Origin of the sequence: Roseitranquillus sediminis (assembly GCF_016918935.1) — a bacterium.
Classification (GTDB): Bacteria; Pseudomonadota; Alphaproteobacteria; order Rhodobacterales; family Rhodobacteraceae; genus Roseitranquillus; species Roseitranquillus sediminis.
In genome coordinates this window covers 24803-41778 of sequence record NZ_JAFFOB010000014.1, presented here as the reverse complement: position 1 = coordinate 41778, position 16976 = coordinate 24803, and the positions used below count along the sequence as shown (strand labels likewise).

Annotated in this window: 17 protein-coding genes; 6 read left to right on the top strand and 11 right to left on the bottom strand. The window is 69.3% G+C overall.

The genetic code is table 11. The annotated features are described in order from the left end of the window. Positions 1 to 44: 44 nt before the first annotated feature. Positions 45 to 2534: a GcvT family protein gene (locus JM664_RS07040; protein ID WP_227419211.1), complete on the bottom strand. Its 2490-nt coding sequence runs from the start codon at positions 2532 to 2534 to the stop codon at positions 45 to 47. Positions 2535 to 2638: 104 nt separating this feature from the next. Here JM664_RS07040 and panC point away from each other — a divergent pair, with 104 nt between their 5' ends. The 3 genes from panC (at position 2639) to JM664_RS07025 (ending at position 5044) form a co-directional block, all read left to right on the top strand. Further along, positions 2639 to 3517, top strand: coding sequence for a pantoate--beta-alanine ligase (gene panC / locus JM664_RS07035; protein ID WP_319637522.1), 879 nt, complete (start codon positions 2639 to 2641; stop codon positions 3515 to 3517). Next, positions 3514 to 4329: a 3-methyl-2-oxobutanoate hydroxymethyltransferase gene (panB, locus tag JM664_RS07030; RefSeq protein WP_227419210.1), complete on the top strand. Its 816-nt coding sequence runs from the start codon at positions 3514 to 3516 to the stop codon at positions 4327 to 4329. The genes panC and panB overlap by 4 nt, the downstream gene beginning before the upstream one ends. Before the next feature lie 73 nt (positions 4330 to 4402). Beyond that, a complete protein-coding gene (locus tag JM664_RS07025; protein WP_227419209.1) occupies positions 4403 to 5044 on the top strand; it encodes an alpha/beta hydrolase family protein in 642 nt (213 codons plus the stop codon). Between the two features lie 107 nt (positions 5045 to 5151). Here the strand turns inward: JM664_RS07025 and JM664_RS07020 are convergent, their stop codons facing one another. From JM664_RS07020 to JM664_RS18850, 4 genes are all read right to left on the bottom strand, one after another. Beyond that, positions 5152 to 5898, bottom strand: coding sequence for a dienelactone hydrolase family protein (locus tag JM664_RS07020; RefSeq protein ID WP_227419208.1), 747 nt, complete (start codon positions 5896 to 5898; stop codon positions 5152 to 5154). Positions 5899 to 5973: 75 nt separating this feature from the next. Further along, positions 5974 to 6963 carry a molybdopterin-binding protein gene (locus JM664_RS07015; protein WP_227419207.1) on the bottom strand — a complete coding sequence of 330 codons (990 nt, stop codon included), beginning with the start codon at positions 6961 to 6963 and terminating at the stop codon, positions 5974 to 5976. A gap of 118 nt (positions 6964 to 7081) precedes the next feature. Further along, complete coding sequence (locus JM664_RS07010; protein ID WP_227419408.1) at positions 7082 to 8050, bottom strand: XdhC family protein; 969 nt, start codon at positions 8048 to 8050, stop codon at positions 7082 to 7084. Positions 8051 to 8303: 253 nt separating this feature from the next. Beyond that, positions 8304 to 10343: an OmpA family protein gene (locus tag JM664_RS18850; protein ID WP_319637521.1), complete on the bottom strand. Its 2040-nt coding sequence runs from the start codon at positions 10341 to 10343 to the stop codon at positions 8304 to 8306. Between the two features lie 184 nt (positions 10344 to 10527). Here JM664_RS18850 and JM664_RS07000 point away from each other — a divergent pair, with 184 nt between their 5' ends. The 3 genes from JM664_RS07000 (at position 10528) to JM664_RS06990 (ending at position 12905) form a co-directional block, all read left to right on the top strand. Beyond that, entirely contained in the window at positions 10528 to 11274 is a 747-nt protein-coding gene (locus JM664_RS07000) for a hypothetical protein (protein WP_227419206.1), read from the top strand. After that, positions 11249 to 12403, top strand: coding sequence for a PRC-barrel domain-containing protein (locus JM664_RS06995; RefSeq protein ID WP_227419205.1), 1155 nt, complete (start codon positions 11249 to 11251; stop codon positions 12401 to 12403). The genes JM664_RS07000 and JM664_RS06995 overlap by 26 nt, the downstream gene beginning before the upstream one ends. A gap of 76 nt (positions 12404 to 12479) precedes the next feature. Further along, entirely contained in the window at positions 12480 to 12905 is a 426-nt protein-coding gene (locus JM664_RS06990) for a DUF4112 domain-containing protein (protein ID WP_227419204.1), read from the top strand. On the opposite strand, the gene JM664_RS06985 is transcribed toward JM664_RS06990, so the two are convergent. From JM664_RS06985 to pstB, 6 genes are all read right to left on the bottom strand, one after another. Beyond that, positions 12902 to 13531 (bottom strand): Rho termination factor N-terminal domain-containing protein, encoded by a 630-nt coding sequence (locus JM664_RS06985; protein WP_227419203.1) that lies wholly within the window; start codon positions 13529 to 13531, stop codon positions 12902 to 12904. The two genes, JM664_RS06990 and JM664_RS06985, sit on opposite strands and share 4 nt — an antisense overlap. 226 nt (positions 13532 to 13757) lie before the next feature. Continuing rightward, a complete protein-coding gene (locus tag JM664_RS06980) occupies positions 13758 to 14219 on the bottom strand; it encodes a hypothetical protein (protein WP_227419202.1) in 462 nt (153 codons plus the stop codon). Positions 14220 to 14280: 61 nt separating this feature from the next. Further along, complete coding sequence (locus JM664_RS06975; RefSeq protein ID WP_227419201.1) at positions 14281 to 14595, bottom strand: antifreeze protein; 315 nt, start codon at positions 14593 to 14595, stop codon at positions 14281 to 14283. 174 nt (positions 14596 to 14769) lie between these two features. After that, a complete protein-coding gene (gene phoB / locus JM664_RS06970) occupies positions 14770 to 15459 on the bottom strand; it encodes a phosphate regulon transcriptional regulator PhoB (RefSeq protein WP_227419200.1) in 690 nt (229 codons plus the stop codon). Next, entirely contained in the window at positions 15456 to 16169 is a 714-nt protein-coding gene (gene phoU / locus JM664_RS06965; protein WP_227419199.1) for a phosphate signaling complex protein PhoU, read from the bottom strand. Before phoU ends, phoB begins: the two co-directional genes overlap by 4 nt. A gap of 9 nt (positions 16170 to 16178) precedes the next feature. Beyond that, positions 16179 to 16976: a phosphate ABC transporter ATP-binding protein PstB gene (gene pstB / locus JM664_RS06960; RefSeq protein ID WP_227419198.1), complete on the bottom strand. Its 798-nt coding sequence runs from the start codon at positions 16974 to 16976 to the stop codon at positions 16179 to 16181.

Genomic DNA, 16976 nt, shown 5'->3' with positions numbered 1-16976 from the left:
ACACCTGGCGTCCTCATCGCGAGGACGGACATGCGGCCGACGGTTCAGCCGTCGGCGCGAAGTTCGGCGTGGGCGGGGTCGTAGGGCGAATCCTCCAGCACCTCGGCCGGCCAGAGGCGGTCGAACATCCTGACTTGCAACCGGGTGCCCGGCGCGGCGCGGTCGGGCGCGACGTAGCCCATCCCGACAGAGCGGCCGAGGTGCACCGAGTAGCCGCCCGAGGTCATCCGGCCGACCCGCGTTTCACCGTCGTAGAGCGCCTCGCGGCCCCAGGGGTCGGCGTCGTCGGGACCGTCGACGGCGAGGGTGACGCAGCGGCTGCGGATGCCGTTTTCCTCCATCGCCTGTCGGCCGCGGAACTCGCGGGTCTGGTCGACGAAGCGGTCGAGGCCCGCTTCGAGCGGCGTAGCGTCCCGGCCAAGCTCGGCCCCGAATGCGCGATAGGATTTCTCCTGCCTCAGCCAGTTCTGCGCGCGCGCGCCGAAGAGGCGGAGGTCCACCGCCTCACCCGCCTCCATCAGCCGGTCGAAGAGGTAGTTCTGCATCTCGATCGGGTGGTGCAGCTCCCAACCGAGCGCGCCGGTATAGGCCACTCGCAGTCCGAAGACCGGCGCCATCATCAGCTCGATCCGTCGCGCGGAGAGCCAGGGGAAGCGCTTGTTCGAAAGCGCGATTCCGGGCTCTGCGTCGCGGACGAGCGGGCGCAGGAGCTCGCGCGACCGTGGCCCAGCAACCGCGAATACGCCGATCTGGGTCGTGACGTCGGTGAGGTGCATCCGGCTGAAGTCGCCGCGGCGGTCGGCGACGGCCTTGGCCAGCAGGTCGCCGTCGTAGTCCTGCCACGCTCCGGCGGAGATGAGGTAGAAGCGGTCCTCGGCCTCGCGGACGATGGTGAACTCACTCTGGAAGGTGCCGGAGTCGGTCAGCGCGTAGGTCAGCGAGACGCGGCCGGTCCGCGGCAGGCGGTTGGTGGTGTACCATTCTAGGAAGGCCGCCGCACCCGGCCCCTCCAGCCGGTGCTTGGCGAAGGCGGTGCCGTCCAGCAGGCCCACGCCCTCGCGCACCGCCTGCGCCTCGGCGCGCGTATGTTCCCACCAGCCGCCGCGGCGGAACGAGCGGACGTCGTGGTCGGAGAAGCCCTGCGGCGCGAAGTAATTCGGCCGCTCCCACCCGTTGACCTGCCCGAACTGCGCGCCGCGTGCGGCCATCCGGTCGTAGCACGGCGCGGTCCTCAGCGGCCGCGCCGCCGGCCGCTCCTCGTCCGGGTGGTGCAGGATGTAGACGTGTGCGTAGGCCTCCTCGTTCTTGCGAGCGGCGTACTCGGTCGTCATCCAGGCGCCGAAGCGGCGCGGGTCGAGCGAGGTCATGTCGATCTCGGGCTCATGCCCGGACATGAGCTGCGCGAGGTAGTGCCCTGCCCCGCCCGCGGCGGTGATGCCGAAAGAGAAGCCCTCGGCAAGCCAGAGGTTGCGCAGGCCCGGCGCAGGCCCGAGCAGCGGGTTTCCGTCAGGCGTGTAGCAGATCGGGCCGTTGTAGTCGTCCTTGAGCCCCACTTCCTCCGACGATGGGATGCGGTGGATGAAGCTCATGTACTCCGCCTCGATCCGCTCGAGGTCGAGCGGGAAGAGGTCGGCCCGGAAGCTCTCGGGCACGTCGTGGCAGAACCGCGCGGGCGCGCCCTGCTCGTAGGGGCCGAGGATCCAGCCGCCGCGCTCTTCCCGCACGTACCATTTGGCGTCGGCGTCGCGCAGGACCGGATGCTCCGGGTTCGACTGCCGCCATTCGACGAGCGCCGGGTCGCGCTCGGTCACGACATACTGGTGCTCGACCGGGATCGCGGGAATGTGGAGGCCCAGCAGACGGGCGGTGCGCTGCGCATGGTTGCCGGTGGCGGTGACGACGTGCTCGGCAGTGACCTCGACCTGCTCGTCCGAGGGCACGAGATTGCCGCCCCGTTCGACCATCTTCGTCAGCGTCACTACCCACTCCGACCCGGTCCAGCGGTAGGCATCCGCCTGCCAGCGTCTCTCCACCGCGACGCCGCGCTGCCGTGCGCCGCGCGCCAGCGCCTGCGTCACGTCGGCCGGATTGATGTAGCCGTCGGTCGGGTGGAAGATCGCGCCCTCGAGGTCGTCCGTCCGCACCAGCGGCCAGCGCTCGCGGATCTGGTCAGGCGTCAGCCACTCATAGGGCACGCCCGCCGTCTCGGCGGTGGAGGCGTAGAGCATGTACTCGTCCATCCGCGCCCGGCTCTGCGCCATGCGGAGGTTGCCGACGACGGCGAAGCCGGGATTCAGCCCCGTCTCCTCCTCCAGCGTCTTGTAGAGCCGGATGGAGTGGTCGTGGATATGGGTCGTCGCGTAGCTCATGTTGAAGTAGGGCAAGAGGCCGGCGGCGTGCCAGGTGGAGCCCGAGGTCAGCTCGTCGCGCTCCACCAGCATCACGTCGGACCAGCCGGCCCGCGCCAAGGCATAGGCGATCCCGGTTCCGACCGCGCCGCCGCCGATCACCAGTGCCCGAACATGGCTCTGCATGGCCGTCCCTCCGACTGTCCCTCGGCGCAGAATGCCTGCCATGTCCTCCGGCGCAAGGGCGGCGGTCCTTGTCCCCCTCCGCTGCGGCCTCTATCGAAGAGCCGATGGAGGATAACGCCACGATGATCGTCTGTCCCAGCAAGGGGGATATCCGCACCGCCGTTAACCACCTACGCGGGCGCGGGCGGACGATCGGACTGGTGCCGACGATGGGCGCGTTGCACGAGGGTCACATGGCGCTCGTGGCGCGCGCGGCCGAGTTGGCCGACCGGGTGGTGGCCACGATTTTCGTCAATCCAACCCAATTCGGCCCGAACGAGGACCTCTCCACCTATCCCCGCACGCTCGAGCGCGACCTGCAGATGTTGCGCGAGGCCGGCGTGGCGGCGGTGTTCGCGCCGGAGCCGGGCGAGATGTACCACACGGAGGCGCAGACCGTGGTGGAGACCACGGGCCTCTCGCGGGTGCTGATGGGGCGGCTCAGGCCGGGCCACTTCCGAGGCGTGGCGACGGTAGTGACCAAGCTCTTCAACATCGTGCAGCCCGATATCGCCGTCTTTGGCGAGAAGGACTACCAGCAGCTCGCCGTGATCCGCACGATGGTACGCGACCTCGATATTCCCGTCCGCATCGAGGGGGTGCCGACGCAGCGCGCGCCGGACGGACTGGCACTCTCGTCGCGCAACGCGCGTCTGACGGAGGCGCAGCGCGCGGCGGCGCCGGTCCTGTCGCAGGCGATGGCCGAGGCGGCGGAGCTGCTAGCCGAGGGTGAGACGGCGGAGATCGCCCGCGCCCGGATCGCCCGGCTGATCGCGGCCGAGCCGCTGGCGCAGCTGCGCTCGGCCGACATCCGCGATGCCGCCAGCCTCGCCCCAGTGCGGGGCCGCCCCGCCCGGCCGGTGGTGATCCTGCTCGCGGTGCGCTTCGGCGACGTCACCCTGATCGACCAGCGCGTGGTCCAGACCCGAGGAGAGCCCACATGAGCACCGAGCCGCAGAAGCCGGTCCGCCGCATCACCGTCCCCCAGATCGCCGCGCGCAAGGGCGGCGAGCCCATCGTTTCCCTCACCTCCTACCATGCGCACACGGCCGCCATCGTCGACCGCTACGCCGACTTCATCCTGGTGGGCGACAGCCTCGGCATGGTGATGCACGGGATGGAGACGACGGTCGGCGTCCCGCTCGACCTGATGATCATGCACGGCCGGGCGGTGGTGCGCGGCACGCGGCGGGCGCTGGTGGTCGTCGACATGCCCTTCGGCACCTACGAGGAGAGCCCCAACGTCGCCTTCCGCAACGCCGCGAAGATCATGAAGGAGACCGGCTGCGGCGCGGTGAAGCTCGAGGGCGGCGCGCGCATGGCCGAGACGATCCGCTTCCTGACGGAGCGTGGCGTGCCGGTGATGGCGCATATCGGCCTCACGCCGCAGTCGAGCCACGTGATGGGCGGCTTCAAGACTCAGGGCCGCGACGCGGACACCTGGCCCGCCCACATCGACGACGCGCAGGCCGTGGCAGAGGCCGGCGCGTTCTGCGTGGTGGTCGAAGGGGTGGTGGAGCCGCTCGCCGCCCGCATCACCGAGGCGGTCGATATCCCCACCATCGGCATCGGCGCGTCGGCCGCCTGCGACGGTCAGATCCTGGTGCTGGAGGACATGCTGGGCCTGAATCCGCGCCCGCCGAAGTTCGTCAAGGTCTATGGCGCGCTCGCCGAAGAGATCGAGCGCGCCGTCTCGTCCTACGCCGAGGACGTCCGCCAACGCGCCTTTCCGACGGAGGATCAGGTCTACCGCTGAGGCGTACGTAGCGTCAGGCGCCTGTTCATGATATGCTGATCCCATTGGATCAGGCATTTCAGCGGGGCGCAGCATGGGCCATATCGGTGTATTGGACGCGGCGCGGATGGTCCGCCTGGCCTACGACGCGGCGCGCGATCTCGATCCTATCGACAGGATCGACATCCGCGGGGCGCAGGCGTACCTGATCAAGGGCGACATTCTCGTCATCCCCGGCACCAACGAGCGGATCGACTGGGGCTTCAACCTGCACCTGGCCGAGCAGGGCAAGGAGATCCAGGGCTTCAAGATCGTAGCCGGCGACAGCGGCCGGGTCTGGCACGCCGGATTCCTGCGGCACGCCGAATTTCTCTACGGCTTCGCCAAACGAGCGCGCCCGAAGTTCATCGTCGGCCACTCGCTCGGCGGCGCCTCGGCGCAGATACTTGGCTGGTCGCTGCGCACCCCCACGGTGACCTTCGGCTCGCCCCGGCCGTTGCGCGGGAAGGCCCCGCTCGAGGGCGAGGGCTGGATCCTGAACCTCTGCCGGGCGGACGACGAGGTGTGCCACCTGCCCCCTAGGCCGATGGGTTTCCGCCACGTCGGTTCGGTCCGGTGGCTGCTGCCCGAGGCCTTCGACGCGGAGTTCGACCACGGGATGGTGAACTACATCGAGATCCTCGGCGAGACGAAGACCGCCGAGCGTATCGAGAAGCAATGGCCACGCGCCGCCTGAAGCCCGCGCGACGAAATCCGCTGGCCTGCCGCGCAGGCTGCGCCCGCGCCTGCCCTTTCTGCCGGAAGCGGCCCGCGCCGAAGCGTGGCCGCTGACCGGCAGAGCGCTCAGAGCCGCTCTTCGAGGAACATCTGCAACGCGAGCCAAGAGGCCTGGTCCGCCTCAAGGTCGTAGTCGTCCGCGCCCCATACGGTGTAGGCGTGCCGCGCGCCGCCATAGAGCTGCGCCTCGTGGTCGACGCCGGCCGCCTCGAGCTCCTCCACCAGCGTAGCGAGCGCCGCCGGCCCCGACACCGGATCGGCAGTGCCGTGCAGCACCAGCACAGGGCCGGAGGCCTGCGACCAGTCCTGCCCCTCCGGCGTCTCGAGGCCGCCGTGGAAGCTCACGAAGCCTGCAGCATCGGCGCCCGCGCGTGCCGCCTCCAGCACCGCGGCGCCGCCGAAGCAGTAGCCAATGACGAGGACGCCTCCCTCGCCCCCGCCGACCGCCCGCGCCGCCTCCAGCGACGCCATGAGGCGCGCGCGGAACATCTCGCGGTCGGTGTAGAGTTCGCCCGAGCGCTCGCGGTTCTCGTCCATGCTCTGCGGAAGGTTGTCGGCGCCGTAGACGTCGGCGGCGAAGGCGGTGTAACCCTGCGCCGCCAACATGTCCGCGCGCCGCTTCTCGTAGTCCGTCAGGCCGTCCCAGTCATGGACGATCATGACCGTGCCGCGGCTCTCCTCCAGGTTCGCGTTGCGGGCGACGTAGCCCTCGAACTCCATCCCATTCACGCTGTAACGGTAGGGCTCCCCGGTGATCTGCGCCTGCCCGGCGGTGGCGGCAAAGATGGCGAGCGTGGTGACGATGCGAAACATGAATGTCCTCCCGTTGCGGTCTGGCGTGAGACATAGGCCGCCGTATCGGAGGGCCAGCGTCGCGATGCCGCACGCTCAGCTTTCGCGCGGGCGGCCCCTTGCCGGGATCTCCTTGAGGAGCCCACCCACGCCCATGGCGGCGATGTCCGCGTGCGAGACCTCGACCCCGCAGGCCACGCGCTCCAGCACCCAATCGGCGCCGTTCAGCGCCGGCGACCTGGCACAGCCCGGCAGCCCGATCACCGGGCGCTCGCCGATCTGCCCCAGAAACAGCAGGTTTCCCGGATCGACCGGCATCCCGAAACGCGTCAGCCTGCCACCCGCACGCCGCACCGCCTCCGGCCCGACGTCGTGCGGGTCCGAGGTAGCCGATGCGGTCAGGATCAGCACGAGGTCCGCCTCCGCCTCGGCCAGCGCCTCGGCCAGCTCGTCCTCGCGGTGCGGCACGCGGCGATAGTCCGACAGCGTCATGCCGAGCACCTCCAGCCGGCGGCGCATCGCCGCCTCGCCCTTCGCGGGGCCCGGGGCGCCGATCTCGGTCTCGATCAGCGCGGCGGTCGCCAGCCTGACGGGCGCGATCCGCAGCGCACGCTCGGCATGGTGCACCGCCGCGTCGACCGCCGACTGCGGCACGGCATAGCTGATGATCTTGACGGTCCCCACGAGCATTCGAGCGCGCGTGGCGGCAAAAGGCGGCAGGACCGCGAAGGTGATCATCGGCTCGACGCGGTTCAGCGCATGGATATGCGCGGGGTCGTAGAGCAGGATGCCGGGCCCCTCCGCATGGAGGTTCACCCGCCCCGTCGCCGCCCGACCGACGCGCAGGCCGGCTGCGGCGGGATCCGGAACCAGCGCCTGAGCGACCGCGGTCGCCGCGGCGTCCTCGCCGAGATCGCCCGGCTCGAGTCGCGCGACGGTCACCGCGGTCACGCCCGCCTCGCCGAGGCGCTGCAGATCGTCCGGCCCGAGCAACCGCCCCTTGCGCAGGCGCGCGCCGCCCGCCTCGACCGAGTGGGCGAGTATGGCGCCTTCGGCCTCTCCCAGCGGGACCTCCCCGAACCTCACCGCCGTGTCCGGGTGCGGGACCGGCCCCGCCCGGCGGGCGCGGGTGGGTGGGCGGGGCGTCCGCCGGGCACCGCCGGCGGAGTTGCGCCACCTGCATGTGGATCGTCGCGGCGGCGCATCAGCCAAGCCTCAGGACGCGCGTGATCTCGGCCATGATGGCGACGGCGATCTCCGCGGGGCTTCGCGCGCCGATATCTAGCCCCACCGGCGCGTGGATCCTGCCGATCGCGCGGTCGTCAAAGCCGGCAGCGCGCAGCCGGTCAACTCGCTTGGCGTGCGTGCGGCTGGATCCGAGGCAGCCAAGATAGAAGACGTCCGACGCAAGCGCCGTCTCGATGGCCGGGTCGTCAAGCTTCGGGTCGTGCGTCAGCGTCACCACGGCCGTCCGCTGATCCAGCCCGTGCGCACTGAGCGCGTCGTCCGGCCAGTCATGCACGAGGCGCGCGTCGGGGAAGCGCTCCACCGAGCCGAACGCTTCGCGCGGGTCGACCAGGGTGGCGTCGTAGCCGGCGAGCTTCGCCATCTGCATCAGCGGCTGCGCGATGTGGACCGCGCCCACGACCACCATCCTCAGCGGCGGGTTGTGGATCGCGACGAAGCAGTCCTCCTCGAACCCCGACCGATCCAGCCGGAAACGCTCAGGCCAGTCCTGCGGGCCATCGAGCCGCCGTTGCCACGTCACCGTGTCGACAGCGTAGGCGACCGGGCGCCGCTCTGCCCGCGCCTCGCAAAGGTCGGCGAGCATCGTCTCGGGCAGCGCGCCGATCGGCTCCACCAGCACCCGGATAGTGCCGCCGCAGGCCAAACCGACGGCAAAGGCGTCGTCGTCGCTGACGCCGTAGGTCAGGAGGCGGCTCTCACCAGTGCCGATCGCCTCGAGCGCCTCGGCGACTACGGCGCTCTCGACGCAGCCGCCGGAGACGGATCCCATCATGTCGCTCGTGCCGGAGATCGCGAGCTGGCTGCCGACCGGTCGCGGCGCAGAGCCCCAGGTCTCGACGACCGTACCCAAAGCCGCGCCGCGCCCTTCCCGGTGCCAGGCAAGCGCGGCTTCCGGGATGGCTTCGTAATCCGCACGCGATGCGATTTTCGCCAGAGGCTGTTCGGCTAGGTCTGTCACTCTGCGCTGTACCCGATGCGGCCCATGTTCATGGCACCGAGCATGCATCCGCGTCGGGTGGCAAGTCCAGCGGCCGAAGCGCGGGCCGAGGACGGAGGCGCCGCGGGCTTGAGCGCCACAAGGGCCGCCGGTTCCCCCGCGGCGGGCCGCCCGGGGCGACCAGAGCGGCCCCGCCGGCCTTGACGACGCCCGACGACCAGGTGTCGCCGGGCGTCGCTTGTCAGTTTGCGGCCGCGGTCTGCAGCAGCGGCGTGATACGCCGGATGGTCGCCCGCCGGTTCTGCCGCTCGGCCTCCTGGGTGGGGACGCGCAGGAATTGCTCGCCGTAGCCCTGGACTACCAGATTCTCGGGCGGAACCTGGAAGTACTCGGTCAGGGCAAGCGCCACCGACTCCGCACGACGGTCGGAAAGCGCGAGGTTGTAGGCAGGATCGCCGATGGCGTCGGTATGGCCCTCCACGAGGAAGATCTCCCGCGGATTGTCGGCGATGGTGTCGGCGATGTACCGCCCGAGCTCGGCCAGCTCCTGCGCCTGGTCCGGCGAGATCGCTGCCGAGCCGGAGGCGAAGGTGATGTTGTCCAGGGTTACAGCCGGGGCGAGGTTGCGCACCTCGCTGATCCGCCTGACCTGGTTGAGGCTGAAGGTGCGATTCACCTGCGCCTCTGCCGCCAGGGCCCGGCGCAGCGCCTCCTCGTCGATCGCGTCCTGGGTGAACTGCTGGCGCGGCGCCGGAAGCGTCGAGACATCGACGGCCTGCGAACCGCCGGTGTCGTCGATGAGCACGATCCGCTCGCCGTCCGGCGTGATCCGGGTCCTGCGCAGCACCCTGAGGTCGGCATCACGGATGGTGACAATCCGGCTGCCGTCCTCGCGCGTCACGACAGTGCGGCTCGAGCCGTCGTCGAAGGTCTCGGTCTGGACCTCCGAGCCGGGCTGCCTGAGCAGCGTGTTGTCGTCCTTGATCAGCTCGTACTGCCCCCCGCGCTGCACAACGACGCGGTCCTCGGACGCGGCCACGACCTCGCCGCGATTCCTCAGCATCGATCCGACCACCAGGGCGCCGGCGCCGACAAGCAGTGCCTTCTCGAGCGTGCTAAGGCCATCGTCGTCGTCATCGTCCTCGACGCGGGCGCCTTCTTCAGTGGCGAGCGTCGTCTCGAAGTCCTCGGCGCTCGACCGGGCAGTTTCCTCGGTCACGGTTTCAGACGTCACCTCCGCCTCGGCCGCGACTTCGCCCTCTCCGGCAGCGGCGGCAGCCGCGGCAGCCGGCTCCTCGGCCGCAGTCGGGTTTTCGGCGGGAGGCGTCGCACCAGCGTCGGCGCTGGCCTCGCCTTCGGCTTCGGGTGTAGCGGCTGCAGCTTCGGCCTCGGCGGGTTCTGCCTCTGCGGCAGGTGCCGGAGCCTCGGTCTCGGCCGTCGCTTCGCCGGCTTCCGCGTCCGTCGTGGCAGGCGCCGGTTCGGCGACCTCCGGCTCATCAGGCGCCGTCTGGCCATCTTCGGCGGCCGCTTCAGGTGGGCACGGCGGCGTGCTGCCGTCGACGCAGACTTCTTCGGAGGCTGCCGCGGCGTCGGCGGCCAGACCCTGCTCCAGCGTCTCTACGATGTCATCCTCCGCAGCCTCGCCGTCCGCAGTGGCCTCGGCCTCGGGAGCGGCGGCCGGCTCCTCGGCGGCTGTGGCAGCCGTTGCGGCCTCCCCACCCACGGACGCGTCGTCAGCCGCTTCGGGCGTCGCCGCGTCCTGTTGCTCGCCCGCAGGCTCGGTTGGCGCATCGGCGCTTTCTGCCGCCGGCTCGGCTTCGGCGGGCGCATCGGCAGGCTCGGCTTCGGGCGCAGGCTCGGCTTCGGGCGCAGGCGTGGCCTCGGGCGCGGGCTCGGACGGCGCCTCGACGGCTTCGGCGTCCGGCGCAGGCTCGGACGGAGCTTCGGCTGCCTCGACCTCGGGCTCGGCAGCCTCGGCCGGAGCAGCAGCTTCGGCAGGTTCGGCGGCCTCGGCGGGCTCATTCGCCTCGGCGGGCGCGGCGGCGTCCGGTGCTTCGGCGGCGGCGGGTTCTTCTGCCGCCTCAGCGGCGGGCTCCTCCGGCGCCTCGGTTGCCGCCTCGGGCGGACAGGGCGGCTGGGTGCCGTCGGCGCACTCGGTGGCAGGCTCTGTCGCCGCCTCCTGCGCCGGGACGGTCGTTGGCAGGACGAGCGACAGGCTCGCCAGCAGCGCGGTCGTCGTGTTGAGCGTGCGACGCATGATCGTCTTCCTCTCTGCGTTCATCGCCCGTCAACGGCCGCCTCGGGTCGCAGGTTCCTCCTCCCCGCCGGTGCGGCGCAGGGCGATATCGCCGCGGATCCGGGGGCCGGCCCCGGCTACGCGGAGGCAGCATCGTCCCGGAGAGAAGGTCGCATGACGCGGCCAGCCATGTTACACTTCGGTTGCATTCTGAGGCTTGGCATTCGGCATGAGCGATTTTGCGAAGGTGGCGCTGCCATTCCTGGGGGTGGTGATTGCATCCGTCATGGGCTTCTTTCTCAACACCGTGACCGAGGAACTGCGGTCGAGTCGGTCGGTCGTCTACTCGCTGAACGCGGAGGGCGACAGCACGACGGTGGCGATCCAGAACGTCTCGCGCGTGCCGATCGAGGCGGCGAACTTCCAGATCACCTGCATTGACCGGCCGTGCTTTCGCCCCGGCGCACCGGACGGGACGCTCGTGCGCTTCGAGGGTCAGGGCATGATCGCGTCGCAGGACATACGCGCCGATGTCGAGCACACCTCGCTGATTTCGCTCCGCGTCTCGCTGATCCCCGGCGCCCGCACCCTCGTCCGCGTGTTCCCGACAGAAACCGCCGGTGACCTGCTGTTCCTCTATCGCCCGGACCCGGGGCAGGCTGAGGCGCTGCGGATGCTGCGCGCCAGCAGCGCGACCGGCTTCGTCATCCGCAACTACATCGAGATGTTCGCGCTCGTCTTCCTGGGCTCGCTGATCTTCGCGGCGGCGATGGCCGTGATCGCGCTGGCGAGCGTCGTCCTGCACTGGCGCCGACCGCGCCGCGACCCGAAAAAGGAGACCGGAGATGCTCCAGAGAGACCCAGCCCGTCAGCCCTCGCCCTCGCCGGGCTCGCTGCGCTCTGGCTGGAGGGCCGCGTCCAGAGGCGCCGCCTCGCTCGCGCTGACGATCGTGCTGCCGGCCAGCGCCGGGGCTGACATCGAGGTCGCGCTGCGCGTCGAGGGCAATCCGCCGGCCGTCGACGTCTACCGGATCGTCTACGTCGACGGCGACGTGACGCGAGAGCTGGGCCGACTGAAGATCGGCGAGGTCCAGACGTTTCCGATCGATTGCGCCGAGGGGGTGCGGATCAGGGCGATCACCGACGACCCGTTCTACTCCTACCCAGAGCGGCCCTGCACGCCGCCGCCTGTGGAGCTCGTCTCCGAAGAAATGGGATACATCACCGCCATGTTCGACTCGGCGAGCGACCGCGTGACCTATGCATCTTTGGTGCGCCGGGCGCTCTCGGCGACGAATCCCGCGGCGCAGCTTGAGGCGCGCAGGACCACGGCCTTGGCGTCCAAGACGATCTCCTCCCGCACCACAGAGCAGGAGGAGGCGTCCGCAGAAGCCGACGAAGCTGCGGCGCGTGAAGAAGACGAAATGACGCAGCAAGCCGATCTCGCGCAGGCGATGGCGAACAGGGAGCTCTTTTCGATGGAAATGGACGGCGTGCAGCTCTGGAGCGCGCTGTCGAGCCGCGACTATGCGCGAGCCAGCGAACTCGCGCGCGACGCGGCCGACAATGCCGCCGATCCGGCGCTCGCTGACGCGCTCCGGCTCCTCGCGCTGGACACGGCGTTTCGCGCCGCGGGGCTCGACCCGGATGACCCGGAGGGGCCGTTGATCACGGTCCAGGGCAACGGCTACGCGCTGACGCCCCTCGGGCAGTTTGCCGCGGCGGCGCACTATGACGGCACGACGTACCTGACGCTCGATAATCCGTTCTCACGGATGGCGGATATGGAGGTCGGCGACCTGGTGGGGATGCAGGTGGTCGACGCAGATGGCGAAATCATCGGCGATCTCGACGGCGTCATGCAGAACGACGGCGAGCTCGCGGCCGTGGTCGAGGTCGGCGGCTTCCTCGGCCTCGGCAATCGGCAGGTCGCCCTCCCGCTTGACGAGCTGGAGTCCGATGGCGAGCGCGTCCAGCTGCGCGCGATCGACACCTACGAGCTGGAGGCAACGCCGGAGAACCAGTTCACGATGGGCGAGACGCTGGACCCCGGAAGAACGCTGCGAGACGCGATCCAGGGCGCGGCGCCGCTGGTTGCGCGGTAGCGCGCAGGGAACACAGGGAGCCCCGCGTCGATTGCGCATGAGGGCCGGTTCGGCCGGCGCAACGGCAAGGTGACGCGTGGCACGGATTGAAGACAGGACCGACAAGGGTGTGCGGGCGCCGGGCAACGACCCATCGCTCCAAAGGGACATGGAGCGGGTCGAGAACATCGCCCGTCTGATGGACAGCGCGATCCGCATCCCCGTCATCGGTTACCGGATCGGGCTCGACGGCATTCTCGGGCTCATCCCCGGTGTGGGCGATGCTGCCGCGCTCGCTCCGGCCGGCTACATCATATACCTCGCGCATCGGATGGGCGCGCCAAGACACGCGCTGGTGCAGATGGGCGCCAACGTGGCCGCGGACGCGCTGATCGGGTCGATCCCGCTGGTGGGCGACCTCTTCGACTTCGCGTTCAAGGCGAACAAGCGCAACCTGAAGATCCTGCGCAAGCACGTCGACCTGCGCCGGGCCGAGGCGGCGGCGGAGGCCGGCCGCCTCTAGGAAAGCGCCCGCAGCAGGTCCTGCTTGCTCATCTTGCTGCGGCCCTCGATGCCGCGCTCCTGCGCCATCTCATAGAGCTGAGATCGGGTCATGTTCCGGTGAGCGCCCACTTTGCCGCGCCCGTCACCGTCCGTTGCCCGTTCGATGGCCTCCAGCAGCTCGTCCTTGTTCATGTTGGCGCGACCCTCGATCCCAAGGTCCGCCGCCCGCTCGTCGAGCATCGCTTTGGTCGGACCGTCACGCTTGATCCGGCTGACCTTCTCGCGCACGTCCTTCGGCTGATCGACGAACTGCTCCTTCGCGCCACGCTTCTTGCGCGAGGTACGCGCGTACTCATCCTCGGTCAGGAGCATCCTGACCTTCTTCGGGAGGTACCTTTCACCCGACTCGAGTGACTGCTCGCCGGACTTCGTGCCCCAGTCCTCCTCGGTCCACTGGTGGAGGTCTGTCTCGTCCTGCGCGAGACCGTCCTCCTCGTACTCGCCGCCGCGCTTCTTGTACTCCTGCACCGCCATCTGCGCCTTGCGGGCCGACCACTGCCCCTTCTTGCCGCCCTTGTCGGAGCGGGTGATTTCCTCCTTCACCTCATCCCACAGCTGCGGATCGCTTCGCTTCGCCTCGGCCATGTCGTCCTCCGTTTCGCCACGAAACGCGGCCGATGCGATACGGTTCTCGGACGCAAGGTCGCAGTCCGACAATCGCTCTCTGCCAGGGCGGGTAGTGCAGCGCGACGAGACGAGCCGGCGCAGCCGCGCACGCGGCATGCGGTGCGATCCCCGGCAACGAGAAACGCCGGCGCCACGAGGGCGCCGGCGCCGGTTCAGGCTCCGATCGGGACGAAATCGGGGCGGGTCAGGAGCCCTTGACGTCCTTCGCGGAAGACTTGCCCCGCGGCGGATGTTTTTCGGTCTGGCCGGTTCCGGTGCCGCTCGGCATCCCGGCGCCGGCCTTGGCGGCGGCGTCGAGGGGGTCGTCAGAGTTCTTCTTCGCCCCTTGCGCCATGTCGTCGGCGGCCTCGGGACGCTTGGTCGACATTTCCACCGCCAGGTCCTCGACGGGCGCCTCGACGGCTTCCGTCGCTTCCTGCGTTGCCTCATCGGCCACTTCGGCCGCGGCGTCGAGCGTTTCCGCAGCCGCCGAGACGGCGATATCCGCGGCGTCGACCGCCCGGTCGAGCATCTGCACCGGAGCGCCCAGTTCGCCACGCAGGGCGCTGGTCATCCGCCGGCCCATCTCAATCTGAAGGTCCGTAAGGTCTTTCCACATCTGCACGCTGGTGCGCCAGATATGCATCTGAACGTCCAAGGTGGTCATCGTTCCGGTCCTCTTGCTGCCTCACCATTGATCCGGCGCGGATGCGCCGAACTGCATCACCTCACCGGCGGACGAAGCCCCGCTGGCCGAGTCGCCGCATGTTCGAGCTCGTCTTGCTGCGAAGCGGGCGCACCCAAGCGCCCACGACCTTGTCGGGGCCCTGCCCCTGCATCACGGCGACGCCGGCCGCGATGGCCGCCTCGGCAAAGGCGGGGGCCTTCTCGTCGACCATCCTCTGGTTTTCTGTCTTGGCCACGGCCCAGAGACCGGCCATGCCCATGAACCGGTACGCCATGACCATCTGCGTCTCGACCATCAGCGCGCCGAGCTCGACGCCCGTGCGCCAAAGGTCGAAAGGATCGACACTCTTTTCCATTTTCTACTCACTCCTGCCGCCGCTCGAGCCGCGGGCGGCCGATCCCTCGCCTTAAGGTCGGCCACGCGTGCGGCTCCCCCGGCAGTTCGGACCATGGTTACTCCGGCCACGGCGCAGGCACCATAGCCTTCGTGCCGCAGCGCAGCAATTTCGTCAGAGGGTCTGGTTCTGCGGCTAGCGCAGCGCGTAGCCCGCGCCGCGCACGGTGCGGATCGGGTCATCGCCGCCCTGCAGTTTCAATGCCTTGCGCAGCCGGCCGATATGCACGTCCACGGTGCGCGTGTCGACATAGATGTCACGGCCCCACACGCGATCTAGAAGCTGCTCGCGGCTCCAGACCCGGCCGGGCTTTTCCATGAACGTCGACAGAAGGCGGAATTCGGTGGGACCGAGCTTCACCGCCTCGCCGTCTCGCGTCACCTTGTGCGTCTCGGCGTCGAGGACGATGTCCTCGAACTCCAGCCGCTCGCCCACGGTGGCCGGGCGGGTTCGCCTGAGCTGCGAGCGCACGCGCGCCATCAGCTCGACCACTGAATAGGGTTTCACGACGTAGTCGTCGGCGCCGGTTTCGAGGCCGCGGACGCGGTCCACCTCCTCCGACTTTGCCGACATCATGATGATCGGGATCGCCCGGCTCTCGCTGCGCATCCTCAGCCTGCGGCAGACCTCGATGCCGGAGACGCCTGGCAGCATCCAGTCGAGCAGGACGATGTCCGGCCCGACCTCCTCGACCAGCAGCAGCGCCTCGTCGCCCGTGGACGCTCGGCTGACCGCAAAGCCCTCCGCCTCAAGGTTGTAGGACAGGATCTCCTGCTGCGCCGGCTCGTCCTCGACGACGAGGACGCGCGGCTGCTGGGCGCTCATCCCTCCCCGCCTCCGACGAAGGCGGTCCGGTCACCCTTCGGCCGCTGCTCCTCCGGGAGGCTGCCGCTGACGAGGTAGATCACCTGCTCGCAGATCGAGGTGACGTGGTCGCCCATTCGCTCGAGGTTCTTCGCGATGAAGTGCAGGTGCATGCAAGCCGTGATGTTCCGCGGATCCTCCATCATGAAGGTCAGGAACTCGCGGAAGAGGGCATTGTACATCTGGTCGACCTCGGCGTCGCGCTCCCGCACGTTCTGCGCGAGCTCCACGTCGCGCTGCATGTAGGCATCGAGTGCGTCCTTGAGCATCGCTTCGACTTCGCGTGCCATGCGCCGGACCGATTTCGCAGTGTTGTCGATGGGCTGCATCTGCACGAGGACCGAAGTCCGCTTGGCGAGGTTCTTGGCGAAGTCGCCACAGCGCTCGAGGCTGTTGCTGATCTTTATGACGGTGAGCACCGTCCTCAGGTCCCGCGCCGTCGGCGCGCGGATGGCAAGCACCCGCGCCGCTTCCTCGTTGATCTGCTCCTCGAGCGCGTCGATGCGCTTGTCGCCCTCGCGGACCTTCTGCGCCAGCTCGTCATCCCGCTCCTCGAGCGACTTGGCCGCGTCGAGGATCGCCGCCTCGACCAGCCCGCCCATCTTCATGATGAGCGACTGGATCCGCTCCAGGTCGCGGTCGAAGGCGGATGCGATGTGTTGGTCGGCCATCTGTCTCCCCTAGCCTATCCGGCCCGTGATGTAGCTCTCGGTGCGCCGGTCCTTCGGGTTCGTGAAAATCTGTCCCGTCTCGCCAAACTCTACGAGGTTGCCGAGATGGAAGAACGCCGTCTTCTGGCTCACCCGCGCGGCCTGCTGCATCGAGTGCGTGACGATGACCACGGAATAGTTCTTGCGCAGATCGTCGATCAGCTCCTCGACCTGCGCCGTCGCGATCGGGTCGAGCGCCGAGCAAGGCTCGTCCATCAGGAGGACCTCGGGCTCGGTCGCGACCGCCCGCGCGATGCAGAGCCGCTGCTGCTGCCCACCCGAGAGGCCGGTGCCCGGCTGGTGCAGGCGGTCCTTGGCCTCTTCCCAGAGCGCGCCGCGGCGCAGGGCTCGCTCGACGATCTCGTCGAGATCCGCCTTGCTCCTGGCGAGGCCGTGGATCTTCGGTCCGTACGCCACGTTGTCATAGATCGACTTCGGGAACGGGTTAGGCTTCTGGAACACCATGCCGACCTTGGCGCGCAGTTGCACCGGATCGATGCTGGGGTCGTAGATGTCCTGACCGTCGATCCTGATCTCGCCCTCGACGCGAGCGATGTCGATCGTGTCGTTCATCCGGTTCAGGCAGCGCAGGAACGTCGACTTGCCGCAGCCGGAGGGCCCGATGAAGGCGGTGACCGTCCTGTCCGCGATGTCGACGCTGACGTCCTTGATGGCGTGCGTATCGCCGTAGAAGACGTTCACGTCGCGCGCCGAGATCTTCGCCTCGCTCATCCTCACCGCCTTTTCTGCGAGCTTCATGTCGTTCAT

Excerpts from the sequence above, each read along its gene's own strand:
- JM664_RS07040 (WP_227419211.1), bottom strand. The coding sequence starts at position 2,534 with ATGCAGAGCCATGTTCGGGCACTGGTGATCGGCGGCGGCGCGGTCGGA.
- phoB (WP_227419200.1), bottom strand. The coding sequence starts at position 15,459 with ATGAGCGCCCAGCAGCCGCGCGTCCTCGTCGTCGAGGACGAGCCGGCG.
- JM664_RS06980 (WP_227419202.1), bottom strand. The coding sequence starts at position 14,219 with ATGACCACCTTGGACGTTCAGATGCATATCTGGCGCACCAGCGTGCAG.
- JM664_RS07000 (WP_227419206.1), top strand. The coding sequence starts at position 10,528 with ATGAGCGATTTTGCGAAGGTGGCGCTGCCATTCCTGGGGGTGGTGATT.
- panC (WP_319637522.1), top strand. The coding sequence starts at position 2,639 with ATGGAGGATAACGCCACGATGATCGTCTGTCCCAGCAAGGGGGATATC.
- pstB (WP_227419198.1), bottom strand. The coding sequence starts at position 16,976 with ATGAACGACATGAAGCTCGCAGAAAAGGCGGTGAGGATGAGCGAGGCG.
- JM664_RS07020 (WP_227419208.1), bottom strand. The coding sequence starts at position 5,898 with ATGTTTCGCATCGTCACCACGCTCGCCATCTTTGCCGCCACCGCCGGG.
- panB (WP_227419210.1), top strand. The coding sequence starts at position 3,514 with ATGAGCACCGAGCCGCAGAAGCCGGTCCGCCGCATCACCGTCCCCCAG.
- JM664_RS06985 (WP_227419203.1), bottom strand. The coding sequence starts at position 13,531 with ATGGCCGAGGCGAAGCGAAGCGATCCGCAGCTGTGGGATGAGGTGAAG.
- JM664_RS06975 (WP_227419201.1), bottom strand. The coding sequence starts at position 14,595 with ATGGAAAAGAGTGTCGATCCTTTCGACCTTTGGCGCACGGGCGTCGAG.
- phoU (WP_227419199.1), bottom strand. The coding sequence starts at position 16,169 with ATGGCCGACCAACACATCGCATCCGCCTTCGACCGCGACCTGGAGCGG.
- JM664_RS18850 (WP_319637521.1), bottom strand. The coding sequence starts at position 10,343 with ATGAACGCAGAGAGGAAGACGATCATGCGTCGCACGCTCAACACGACG.
- JM664_RS07025 (WP_227419209.1), top strand. The coding sequence starts at position 4,403 with ATGGGCCATATCGGTGTATTGGACGCGGCGCGGATGGTCCGCCTGGCC.